Source organism: Streptomyces sp. NBC_01477 (assembly GCF_036227245.1).
In the GTDB taxonomy this organism is placed as follows: domain Bacteria; phylum Actinomycetota; class Actinomycetes; order Streptomycetales; family Streptomycetaceae; genus Actinacidiphila.
In genome coordinates, this window is the sequence record NZ_CP109445.1 from 3,543,317 (window position 1) to 3,556,075 (window position 12,759).

Sequence of the window (12,759 nt, forward strand, 5' to 3'; positions counted from 1 at the left end):
ACCGGTCTACGCCCGCGCCGCCCCACTGTCACCGCAGGTCACCCGTCCTCTCTGCGCCACTACCACCGAAATCCGGCCCGTCCAAAACGGAAGACCGGGGCCACAATACCCGCGTCCCCACCGACCACCGAAACAGATGAGGAGGGATGCACTTGAATGCGCCGTTGAAGCGATGCTACCTTCACGCACCGCCGGTGAACACCACCGCTGACCAGGCCAGACGTCCCCGGCCCACCCTCCGCGCCCGCCATCACGCGCACCGCGCCCACATGCGCCGACCACCCGGGCCGCCCCTCAGTCACCTCTCCTCTTCTCCCGACTCCTGCCGGAGGTCTGTCCCCATGCCCGCACAGCTCCAACTCCCCACCCCCGCAACCACCTCCGCTCCCGCTAACCGGGCGTTCGCCCCACAGGCGCTCGCCAGGAGCGCCGACACGTCCGCGAACAGGGACTCGGCGCTGGAACGCCGGGCGCGCCTGACGGCCAGGCTGGCCAAGCTCGCCGCCGCCGGACACCTCGCACCCCTGGCCCGCCAGATCGGCTCACTCGGCGGCTGTGCCCGCCCGATCCGGATGACCGGACACCGCACCCGCCTCGATGCCGCCACCGGCCAGATCCTCGACCACCTCGACACCCGCCACCTACCGGCTGGCGAACTCCTGCTGCGCTGCGGCAACCGCCGCGCCACCCGCTGCCGCTCCTGCTCGCACGTCTACCGGTACGACACCTACCAGCTCATCGCCGCCGGACTGCGAGGCGGCAAGACCGTCCCCACCAGCGTCTCCACCCATCCCCGCGTCTTCGCCACCCTCACCGCCCCCGGCTTCGGCCCCGTCCACAACCAACCCGGCGCGTCCCCGTGCGCGTGCGGCACCCGGCACTCCGACGCCGACCCGCTGCTCGGGACGCCGCTGAACCCGGCACGGTACGACTACACCGGCGCGGTCTTGTGGAACGCCCACGCCCCCGCCCTGTGGGCCCGCTTCACCACCCACCTGCGCCGAGAGATCGCCCACGCCGCCGGACTCACCCAACGCACCCTGCGCCACCACGCGACCCTGTCCTACGCCAAGGTCGCCGAATACCAGAAGCGCGGCCAGATCCACTTCCACACCGTCATCCGCATCGACGGACCCACCGGCCCCCACAGCACTCCGCCCGCCTGGGCCACCACCGGGCTCCTCGACCACGCCGTCCGCGCCGCCGCCAAGCGCACCCGCGTCCAGCACCGACACCCCTCCCGGACTGGGGAGGCCGACCCGGCACAGCCGCCGGAGCCTTCGGTGTTCCGGTTCGGGCGGCAGATCGACGTCCGCGCGATACACAGCACCGACTTCACCGGCGACGCCCCCGTCACCGACCGGCACGTCGCCGCCTACATCGCCAAGTACGCCACCAAGGGCGCCGAGACCACCACCGGCACCCTCGACCGCCGACTGCGCTTCCTGGCCGAACTCGCCCAGCACGACCTCACCGACCACGCCCGCCGCATGATCCACACCGCCTGGCACCTCGGCACCCGGCCCCAGCACGCCCACCTCCGCCTGCGCCAATGGGCCCACATGCTCGGCTTCCGAGGCCACTTCTCCACCCGCACCCGCCACTACTCCACCACCCTCACCCACCTCCGAGCCGAACGCACCACCTGGCGCACCCACCACGACGACGCCCAGCAGCGCTCTGAACAAGTCCAGCCGGTCACTGACCAGCACAGTGACCGCGCTGACCTGACCGCCGGTCACACCGACCCCGCCGCCGGTCACCCCAGCGGCCACCACGCGCAGAGCGGGCGACGCGCTGGCACGGACACCACCCTGGTGATCTCCCACTGGCAGTACACCGGCAGCGGCCTCCTGCCCGAACTCGCCCACCTCGCACAACTCCTGGCCGCCGCACCAAGGCCCCGACCCGAGCAGCCAGCCCGCACTCGACAGGCGCGACGCGCGAGTGACCACGCCGGTCACTCCACCGACCCGCTGACCGCACCCGTCCAGACCGAGGTGACCGGGTGACCGCCGACGCCGAGTTGCTGACCGTCCCCGAGGTCATGGCCCGCCTCAAGATCAGCCGGTCCACCGTCTACGACCTCATCCGCACCCGCCAACTCGCCTCGATCACCCTCGGCCGCGTCCGCCGCATCCCCGCCCACGCGCTCACCGACTTCATCCACGCCCGCCTCGAACAGGAAGCCGCCTGATGACCACGCCCCGCGACACCCCCGCCTCCCGCCGTGTCCGCGCCAACGGCGACGGGACTGTTTACCAGCGCAAGGACAGCCGCTGGGAGGCCGCCGGATACGTCCTCGCCCCCGGCAACACCCGCAAGCGCGTCCGCGTCTACGGGACCACCCGCAAGGAAGCTCTGGCGAAGCTCACCGAGAAGATCGCCGCCAGTAACCGCGGCCTCCCCGCCCCGTCCGCGCAGGGCGGCCTGGCTGCGTACCTGACGTACTGGCTTCAGAACGTCGCCGTTCACCAGCTCCGCGAGAACACCCACACCCGCTACGCCGCCGTCACACGGCTCTACCTCATCCCTGGACTGGGCAAGAAGAAGTTCGCCAAGCTCACCGCCAAGGACGTCCGCACCTGGCTCAACCAGCTCCGTAGCACCTGCCAGTGCTGCACCCGCGGCCTCGACACTGCCCGCGATCAGCCCCACTGCTGCGCCGCCGGGAAGTGCTGCTCTAGGCGGCTCTCACCGCTGACCCTGGCCTACGTGCACTCCGTGCTCAAGTCCGCCCTGGAGCACGCGGTACGCGAGGAGGAGATACCGCGCAACGTTGCCCGGAACGTCCGCACCGGCACACCCCGACCCCGCCGCTTCGAACCCCTCACCGCCGAAGAAGCCCGCCAGTTCCTTGCCGCCGCACGCGGACACCGGCTGCACGCCCTGTTCGAACTCGCTCTCCACACCGGGCTCCGCAAGGGCGAACTCCTCGGCCTGCGCTGGGAAGACCTAGACCTCGTCGGCGGAACCACCAGCATCCGACGCACCCTCCAGCGCACCAACTCCAGCGGCCTGACCGCCCTCCCGACGAAGACCCAGAGCTCGGAGCGGCGGATCGCACTGCCCACCGAGTGCCTGCACTCCCTCGAACAGCACCGCGAACGGCAGCGTCAGGAACGCGAAGCGGCGGGAACCGGCTGGAAGGCGAGCGGCTACGTCTTCACCCGGCCCGACGGTTCCCCGATCGAAGGCGCCACCCTCACCCGACACTTCAACACCCTGCTCCGCCAGGCCAGGCTCCGCCGCATCCGGTTCCACGACCTCCGCCACTCGGCGGCGACCCTCCTCCTGGAGCAGGGCGTCGAACTCGTCGTGATCAAGGAGCTGTTGGGGCACGCCCACATCGGCGTCACCGCCACTGTGTCCACGTCCGACTGCGCCTCCAACGCGACGCCATCGACCTCTTCGGCCACGCCCTCCGCAACACCGCCGAGATCACTGGCAAGCCCGACGACGGCAACGAACCACCCCTCTGCGCAACGCACGTCCGCTGACGTTGCCGTCATCTACTGCCGTCAGACCCTCGCAGTACGCCGAAGCGGCCCCGCCGGAGATACTTCCGGTGGGGCCGCTTCCGTCATACCAAGGCGGATCGAATCGGATCAGTTGGGTCCCATCCAGAGTTCCATGCCATTTCAGCTCCGTGGGCGTGGAAGAAATTCCTCTCCGATGGATAGATCGGATACGCCCCCACGAGTTCTACAAAATCATCGACGTCTCGGCCCGGCGGGAATCCAAGATCAATTCGGTGATCCATCGTTAGCCTGGCCTCAGGCGCCCCCAGTAGAAGACTACTCAAACCAGAACCGTCAACATATGGCTTCTTGTAGCCAATCACCATCCCGGGCTCAAAAGGACACAAGCCGCGCAAGGCGGCCACGGTGATCGCTGGAACCATAGCCCACTCCAGATCATCCGAGTGCATAGAGATGCAAAGCTCTCGCCTCGAAGCCGGCGAATCGACCAACGACGAGAGACCATAGGTAATCCCGGTCACAAACCCCAACTTCGGCCGATTCGCAAATATTAGCGAATAGACTCGCCCGTCGGCCGGGACGCGCGGCACAACCTCACGAACCTCTGCAGTAGCACCAAGCGCCAAGCTCAAGCGCTCTACGAAGCGAGCGAATCGCTCGGAACCACCAGACTCAGTCACCTTAAGCTCCAACTTTTCTTGCAGCGAGTGGGACAACCCTCCTCAGGATCATCCCACTCCAGCAGCATCACGGAGAATGTATCGATCCCGGCGGCGGGAAGAAGTGACCGTCGGCCGCATCCCACCATTCGGTCAAATTATGATCGATGTAGGAGTTGAACTCATCGAACCGTCCCGCCGGGATCCTCCATTCGGTCAACCCCTCAGTCAACCCCATAGAATTCTCCAGCGGGAATTCCAGGTCACCAAATGCCTCTCGGAATCCCGGCTTCATGCTAAACACGTGCATTCCTAGATCGTGGCCATTTCCCGCATAGTGCGCCGCACCCTCCGGCAAATTAGAAAGATACGCCGTCGGATGGTCACCGCCATGATTGGCCGCATTCAGGCCATTAGACTCGCTGGCCTTCTTGCCCGTCCCAGGAGATCGATAAAGGACCGCAGGATCGTCACCGCACGTATTGTGCACCAGGACCGGCGTCTGACCAGCAAGTACATAGTACGTGTGCAGTTGTTCGACGGTGAGGTTGTAGCGGTTGGCGGCGCCGGGGGTGAGGTGGAGGGAGAGGACTGTGGCGTGGAGGTCGGTGGAGGTGTTGAGGGTGTCGCCGGGGTGGAGGTCGCCGGCGGGGGTCCAGGCGTAGGTGGTGTCGTCCCAGAAGGGGTGGTTGGCGGTGGTGTGAAGGGTGGCGGGTGTGCCGTCGGGACCCTGGACGGTGACGTCGATCAGGTCGGTGTCGTAGTTGACCCAGGTCGCGGTGACCGTGTGGGTGCCGACGTGCTTACCGGTCTTGGGGTCGCCTGATTCGACCTTGTCGCCGACTGTGACGTCGCCTATCGGCTTGGTTTTGCCGTCGTCCAGGAGGACGGGGGTGTCGGGGCTGAAACTGCAACGTGGGGAAGCCTCTTCGGTTTCCTTTGGAGGAGCGTCGTCCGCTACGGCCTTCTTGGCCGTGCCGCTCTTCGAACTGCTGGGGGCGGCAGCTTCCCCGGGGCCGCCGGGTTTGGGCTCCGCCGGTGAAGGTCCGGCAGCCGCGAAGTCGTGACTGGCCGCCTCCGGGGTGGTACCGAAATCGGGACTCGCGGCCCCGAAATCATGCGTGGCTGTCTCATGAGAGATCCCGTTGCCGGCGCCGTCGGAACCTTCGCCGTGCACACCTTCATGGGGAGACGATTCGTCATGGCCGCTGCCCTCGTGTTCATCACCCCCGCCGCGCCCCTCGGGCAGACCTATCCCGCAATGGCCGCCGTAGTAGTCGCATGCGGCGCCGACCGCCCCTACTCCCGCCTCCCAGCATTCGGGAGCAACCGCGGCGCCGACAACCGTGTCGGTACATACGTACATCGCCCCGAGCCCGACGCCGGCGGCCAACATGCCACCCGCGTAATCGAGGGTCTTGCCCCAGTTGACACCGAAGCCGACCTGCGTGGCGTGTGCGGTTCCGTTGCCCGAACCGCCTGACCCGCCCGAGCCACCGGAGCCGCCTGACCGGCCCGAGCCTCCGCCGCCGGTCAGGGGCCCTCCGATTGCTTCACCGCCACCGCCGCACCAGGAACAGTTCATCAGCCCTGTGGGGTCCGCACCGTTGACCGGGTCGTCGGCGGCGTAGGCGTAGCCGCCCATCTGGCTCGGGTCGCCGGCCTCGAAGACCGGGTCGACGGTGAGGAAGCGGCCGAGGGTGGGGTCGTAGTCGCGGGCGCCGAGGAGGTCGAGGCCGGAGACGGGGTCGGTGGGTTTGCCGAGGTAGCCGTGGTTGTCGGTCCAGGTCGTGGGGGCGGTGCCCCGTGGCGCTCCGTACGGGTCGAAGGCTCGCCGGGTGACCGCCAAGGTGGAGGCGTCCACGGACAGTTGCGCCGTGCCCTGGGCGTTGGTCGGCAAGTAGGCCAGGCTGCCGGACGAGGAGCGGACGATCGAGGTGCCGTCGGGGTTGGCGTAGTACCGCTGGCCCGACACCGCGTGCGTGCTGGTGTCGAGGGTGATCTGCTCGGTACCGCCGAAGAGGTAGAGCACCGTGCGGCCCGGGTCCCGCTCGATCAGCAGACCGCCGTCGGCGTCGTAGAGGTAGCTGGTCTGCTTCGGGGCGGTGCCGTCGCCGGTCACCACGGAGGCGGTACGGCCCTCCGCGTCATAGGTGAAGGTCTGCGTCTGGCCCGCGGCCAGGCTCGTACCGGCCGCCGGGGTGGTGTATGTCTGGCCGCTGGCCCCGCACGTCCACAGGATCTGCTTGGTACCGGCCGTCTGGTTGGCCGCCGGGTCCGCGAGGCACAGCCCTGAGGCGACGTTGACCAGCGTGCCCTTGGCCGTTGTCTTCCACTTCTGCGTGGCCTTGAGAGCCGAGCAGGTGTTGATGACGACCCCGGTGCCGTTCACCGGTGAGGCCACCGCGGTGTCCACGCACTTGCCGAGGACCTTGACCGTGCCGTCGGTGCCGAGGGTGTAGGTCTGGCCGCCGCCTCCGCAGCCCCACAGGATCTGCGGGGTGCCGTCGTCGGTGTGGTTCCCGGAGTCACCCAGGCACAGCGCCCCGCCCGCTGTGGTCTTGATGCCGGAGACGAACGAGCCCTCGGTGGTGGTGGAGCGGGTCATCAGGTTGCCCGCGTTGGTCGCCGGGACTCGTGAGGTGTCCTGGTAGCCCAGGGTGGAGGTCGCCGTACCGGTGGTCGGGTTGCTGGTGGTGACCTTGGTCGCCTGGTTCGGCAGCGCGGCCGGCGCGGTGGTGCTCGGCAGCGACACGCTCTGCGTCGTGTTCTTCAGCGCGTTCCCGGTGGGATCGTGCTGTGTCTGCTGCGTACGGTCGCCGAGCAGGTCGTAGGTGTACGACTGCCAGTAGGGCGCGGGGCCGCCGACCGTCGTGGTGCTGGGCACGACCGTGTTGCAGCGGGCGAGCTGCCCGGTGCCGGCGACTGCGGGCGTGGTGATGCCCGCCTTGTCGCTCCACGCCTCGGTGAGCCGGCCCTGGCCGTCGTAGGAGTAGCACTGGGTGTCGGTGCCGGTGGTCGCGGTGCCGTTGGACTGGACGTCGGTGACCGCGTTCAGATTGCCGGACTGGTCGTAGCCGTAGGTGGAGGAGTCGATCGGCGTCGTGGTGGCCGTCTGGAGGCTCACCGTGTTGGTGACCGGCCGTTGGGTGGCCGCGTCGTAGGTCTGGTTGGTGCGCAGTTGCTTGCCGTACAGGCCGTACGTCGACTGCAGGATCTGGCCGAGCGGGCTGTCGATGGCGACGTCGAGGTACGGGGTGAGGTCCGACCCGCTGCCGATGACCAGGCCTTCAAGGCTGTGGTCGTACCCGATGGTCTCCGCGGGCAGGCCGCCGTCGGCGCCGTAGGTCGTCATGTCCAGCAAGCCCACGTTCGGCGAGTACGTGGCGGACGAGGTGTACGTCTTCGCGAGCGCCCCCTCCGCGTCCGGGATCACCGTGCTCGTGCTGGTCGGCTGGTAGGCGGTGTTGTAACCGTCGATCCGGGAGACGTACGCGCTGCCGTCGACGCCGCCCACGTAACGGGTCTCCGACACGGGCAGGCCCTTGACGCCGGTGCCGTCGGCCAGGGTGTCGAAGGACCAGGAGGCGAGCTCGGTGTCCGGGTCGTGGGTGGCCGTGTGCGGCTCGGCGTACTCGGCGGTCCGGCGGTTGAGGACGTCGTAGGTGTACGACAGAGCCTGACCGCGCGGGTCGGTGGTCTGGACGAGGTGGCCGTAGGCGTCGTAGACGTACGAACTGTCGCCCGCGTCCGGGTCGTGCTGAGAGAGCAACTCGTGCTGGATGTCGTAGTGGTAGGTCCAGGTGTTGCCGACGGCGTCGGAGACCGAGGCGGTCTGGCCGGCCGGCGTGTACGTGTACTTCGTCGTGGCGTCGGCCGCGGCGGCCTTCCCCGCCGTCCCCGAGTTCCACTTGCTCACGCCCGTCGCGCTGAAGACCTGGAGGCTCGCGTCGTCGCGGATCTGCAGGTAGGCACCGGTCGAACCGGTGGTGGCGGAGTTGGAGTTCCACAGCACCGTGCCGGTGGTGCCGGTCACCACGAGGCTGCCGTCAGTGCGGATCGTCGCGGTCGCACCGGGGTTGCCTGCGGTGCCCGAGGCCCACAGCTGAGTACCCGTGGCGATTCCGCCGAGGACGAGGTTGCCGTCGGCCTGCATGGTCAGCCGGACGCTGTTGGAGGCGTACGAGCTGCCGGAGGCGATGACCGTGCCGGCCGCGAGTTTACGGTCCGGCGTGGTGTCCTTGACCGTCGTCGCGATGGTCTGCCCGAGCCCGTTGGTGATCGTGGCAGTGGACTGGCCCCCGGCCGGCGGAGCGGCGTCGACCTCGTCCGCCCCCGGGTACGCGGTCGTCGACTGCCACAGTTCCGAGCCCTTGGCCCACAACTGGCTCTGCACCGGGCGGCCGAGGCCGTCGTAGACGGTCCGCGACTCCGAGGGAACGGTGGTCTCCAGCTCCGCCCACAAGGTGCTGCCGGGAGCGCGGTCCGGATCGGAGTAGGCGGCATAGCTCGCGGTCTGCCAGCCGTGGCTGTCGTAGAAGTCGGACGAGATCAGTCGCGAGGCCGAGCCGGTGAACGCCTCGGTCTGCGTCTGCCGCAGCTGCATCATTCCGTCGTAGATCGAGACGGCCGTGTCGTAGGTCTCGTTCTCGCGCAGCGTCTGGGTGGTGACGGACGAGGGGGCCGGGTTGTCGCCCGCGCCGTGAACGGAGTAGCTGAACTTCCTGTCGGGGCTGTCGGGGTGTTCGATCCTGCTCCGTCCGGGGAGCCACGCCGCCGTGCGGCGGCCGAGCGCGTCGTACGCCGAGTCGGTGACCCGGCCGTTGGCGTCGGTGGTCTCGGTGACGGCTCCCCGCGCCGGGTCGACAATGGTGGACGAGGTCCAGCCGAGAGAGTTGGTGACGGTGACCGTGGTCGGCAGGGTGCTGGTGGTCGGCTGGTACCCGGTGGTGGTGGGCGTGCCGGCGCCGTCGAGGGAATGGGTCACCCGGCCGTACTTGTCGTACGACAGGGCGCCGAGCAGGACGAAGGTCGGATTGCCGGTGCCGTCGTAGGACGTGATGCTCTGGATGCCGGTCGTGTAGCCGAGCGAGTGGACCTGCGGCGAGGATCCGTCCGAGGGCCAGCTCTGCCCGAGCTTTCCGAAGGTGCCGGGGTTGGTGATACTGCCGTCGCCGTCGTAGAAGATCCGCTTGTCCGCCAGGGTCGCGGTAGCGCTCGGAGCGGTCCCGCACGACCCCGCGACACTGATGGTCTCGCTGGGGTAGTTGAGCATCATCGGGTTCGATGCCGGGGCGGGCGCGTAGCTGGTGGTGGTGCAGCTCTCCTGCTTCGGGTCGGCGACGTCGGCCTGCTCGTCGGCCTGGGTGACGCGACCGAAGGCATCAAAGTGGGTCGACCTCTTCGCCGTCCGCCAGGTGCCGTTGGCGAGCAGCGAAACCGAGCGATCAGAAGTGGTGTCCAGCCGCCGGGCGCTGAGGTCGGGCAGGGTGGACAGGTCTGCGGGCGCCGGGTCCTTCGATGTCCAGGCGGTGCGCGCGCGGTGTGCGGTCTCCACCGTCGTCAGGGAATCGGTGAAGCTCTTGGCGACAACGGGCGAGCCGGGCGCGGTGGTGTTGTACGTGTCGGTCTCCTGCGGGGTCCCGACCAGCCACTCGCTGTCCGTGATACCGCCGAGGGCTGCCGAGCGCCGGGTGCCGTCGGCCTTGTAGTCGCCGTCCATGCCCTGCAGATACGTGGTGACGGTCTTGGTCACCGGGTCCGGGGACGCGCCCGCCAGGACGCTGATGGTGCGGAAGCCGCGGAACTGATTCCAGGTACGGTACCGGTCGTCGGTGAGGTCGGAGTCGTCGCGATGCCAGGCGGCCTCCCCGTACTGGTAGTTGACGACCTTGGCAGGGGAGCCGGCGGCGGTCAGGTCGCTGTCCGAGATCTCCTTGACGAGTGACTTGGTGAACCAGTCGGAGACGGGTTCGACCGACCCTGGCGGGTTCCAGTAGACCGGGAAACAGGCCTTGGTATTGCTGTCCGCAGAGGACGGCATGGTGTGGTTGACGCGGGAGCACTGGGGGTCGGCGTAAGTGGCGGCGATCGACTCGCCGGTCTCGGTGTGGATGCTGGAGATCCGCGGGTGGAACAGCGGCGGGGCGGCCGGGGTGAGGCCGTCCACGCGGTTGTCCGCCTCGATACCGGTGAAGGTGATCGGGTCCAGGACGACCGCTGACGTGCCGCCCGCGGTGGTGTCGAGACCGGTGTGCTGGATGGACTGGAGCCACATGATCGACTGGAGCTGACCGGCGTCCTCGGGGTGCTCGGTCTTTCCCGTGACCGGGTCGATCACACCGCCCGCGTCGGAGAAGACCTGCTTGAGGTCGTACTGATCGACGCTCTGGAAACCGCCGGAGGTGTTCACCTGCGTGGTGATCGACTTGAGCCGGTAGGTGGACCAGAACGTCGGCGAGCCGACGTGGCAGACGTCGTCTCCGTCCCCGGACGTCTTGTCGTGCTCTTCGCAGTGGATGTCGTAGGGGACGTCCGGCCAGTTCGTCGCCGTGGCGTCGGACAGGTTGTCGGCCTGGCAGACGGTGTCGGAGGTGGTGCACCGCTGGGCGGGGGTGAAGAGCACGCGGGCCGCGGGGTCGTGTCCTGCGCGGGCGTCGGCGAGCTGGAAGCCGTAGGAGATGCGGGTGAGGTATCCGCCCCGGACGTAGGAGGTCATCGAGCCGCCGTCACCGGAGGCTGCCACCTGGCCGAGGCCCATGTTGTAGAAGTTGGTCTCGGTCTTGTAGTCGTACCGCTGGACATTGCCGTGCGGGTCGACGACGAAGTCGAGGTTGAAGCGGTAGCCGACCGGTTGATCGCACTGGGACTTGTCGCCCTTGGCGGCGGTGTAGCAGGGGTCGGACGACTTCGGGTGATAGACGGGTACGCCCCACGCGCTGTTGGTGGAGGCGTCCGACGTGATGCCGGGGGTGTGGTCGACACCGAAGTAGTAGGCCGTGCCGTCGGTCGTGGTGACCTTGTAGTACTCGCCCTGCCACAGACCGTTGTCCGCGCCGGTCAGCCGCTCGATCCTGGTGCCGTCGTCCGTCTCGAGATGGAAGATCCCCGAGCTGTCCCTGACCAGTTCACCCGTGTGGGAGCCGAGCGACAACGTGCCGTTGTAGTCGGCCCAGCACTCGTCGTACGAGTGGTCGATGCCGTCGTTGTCACACGTCCTGTAAGAGCGCTCGATGAACCCGGGTTCGTACGACCAGCCGTCGCCGATCGAGGACGACTGGGCGTTCCGTGCGGACGTCTCGCCGTCAACGGACTGCGAGTTGTACGACAGCCCGACCGAGGGCGCGCTTCCGCCGAGCGAAGAGGGCATGGCGATGGGGTAGTTGTACGTGAAGGCGCCGCTGGCGGACTGCGACCACGAGCCCGAGGCGGACAACGTCGTTGCCGTGTAGTCGCCCTGCGAACCGCCGGTGTCGGAGACGGCGGCGACTGCCGCGCCTGCGTTCGCCGCCGTGGACACGGCCAGGTCGACGGCGGCCGAGAGTGTCCGGGTGGCAGCGTCATTGGTGGTCGCCAGCGGCTTGCGGATCTGGCAGGCGGCCAGTTGAGGGGTGGTGAGGGCGCAGCCGGGCATGGCGACCAGGTGCAGCCGCGATGACCAGCCACCGCCGTAGGCCTGGGCGATGGAGCTGTAGTCGACCGTGACGGTGACCTTGCCCGCGGCCTTCTTCCCGTCGTCGCGGGTCAGACCGACGAGTACGCCGTCCACCCCCGCGGCCTGGCTCTGGGTGTGATCGGCGACGTCGACCCGGACGGACCGCGGAGCGCTCGCGGACGTCGCCGTGCCCGCCCTGGCGGCAGGAGCGGCGGCCAGGGACACCGGTGAGGCACCTGCCCTGACCGGCGTCGCGGCCGTCTCCGGCAGGGTGACGCTGCTGCTGGCCGCGGCCGGCCAGGACGGGGCCTTGGCCTTGTGGGTGGCCAGCGCCCGTGCGCCGTGCGGCGTTTTGGGCTTGACGGCCTTCGCGTCGCCCACCGGGTGACCCTGCACCACGGGCTGTTGCTGGACCGGATCGGCGGCCCACAGCTTTCCCTTGTAGTGGTAGCCGCCGGGAACGGCCGCGGCCTGCGGGACGATCACCACCATCGCGGCGACCAGCGCGGTCGTGACCGTGGCCCCGCGCAATCGTGCACGCGTCCGGACATCGGTGAACAAGCGCAGCTTCAAGCGCACTTCGCAGACCCCCCAGCCCACCCCTCGGTCCGTGAGGACCGCACTGCGGAAGCGCTCCGTGCACCTCCGTTAACAATGCGGAACAGTATTGCGACACACGTACGAACCGCAATAGCCTCCCGCTGGGTTTCCGCAGGTCGGTCACTTCAAACACTGCTGGGGGGGCTGACAGCCGGCCTTCGACACACGGGAGATCCGCAGAAACGCACAGGCGCACCGCGCGCCTTACCAAAAAGACACCCTGGAAAGGGGAGCTCCGTGGGGGGAAACACATCCCTGCGCCGCAAGCGACGCAGGTTGCTCAGGCATGCCGCGACCGTTGTCGCAACAGGCGTACTCGCACTGTCCGTAGCCGGTCCCGCACGGGCGGACGACGGTGTCCCGG

4 protein-coding genes and 1 pseudogene are annotated in these 12,759 nt (G+C 68.5%); 3 read left to right on the plus strand and 2 right to left on the minus strand.

Features of this window, described 5'->3' with window-relative positions:
- Window positions 1–341 precede the first annotated feature (341 nt).
- The 3 genes and pseudogenes from OHA86_RS14505 to OHA86_RS14515 all read left to right on the plus strand — a co-directional run bounded on the left by OHA86_RS14505 (window position 342) and on the right by OHA86_RS14515 (window position 3,500).
- Window positions 342–2,012: a replication initiator gene (locus OHA86_RS14505; RefSeq protein WP_329172932.1), complete on the plus strand. Its 1,671-nt coding sequence runs from the start codon at window positions 342–344 to the stop codon at window positions 2,010–2,012.
- Window positions 2,009–2,197: a helix-turn-helix domain-containing protein gene (locus OHA86_RS14510; RefSeq protein ID WP_329175601.1), complete on the plus strand. Its 189-nt coding sequence runs from the start codon at window positions 2,009–2,011 to the stop codon at window positions 2,195–2,197. The genes OHA86_RS14505 and OHA86_RS14510 overlap by 4 nt, the downstream gene beginning before the upstream one ends.
- Window positions 2,197–3,500: pseudogene (locus tag OHA86_RS14515) on the plus strand (tyrosine-type recombinase/integrase). Before OHA86_RS14510 ends, OHA86_RS14515 begins: the two are co-directional and overlap by 1 nt.
- A gap of 83 nt (window positions 3,501–3,583) precedes the next feature.
- Here OHA86_RS14515 and OHA86_RS36065 read toward each other — a convergent pair.
- Together OHA86_RS36065 and OHA86_RS14520 are read right to left on the minus strand one after the other, a co-directional pair.
- The gene (locus OHA86_RS36065) at window positions 3,584–4,162 is read right to left on the minus strand and encodes a suppressor of fused domain protein (RefSeq protein WP_443071728.1); all 579 of its coding nucleotides are present in this window, start codon (window positions 4,160–4,162) and stop codon (window positions 3,584–3,586) included.
- A 67-nt stretch (window positions 4,163–4,229) separates the two neighbouring features.
- Window positions 4,230–12,326: a polymorphic toxin-type HINT domain-containing protein gene (locus OHA86_RS14520; RefSeq protein WP_329175603.1), complete on the minus strand. Its 8,097-nt coding sequence runs from the start codon at window positions 12,324–12,326 to the stop codon at window positions 4,230–4,232.
- Window positions 12,327–12,759: the final 433 nt, after the last annotated feature.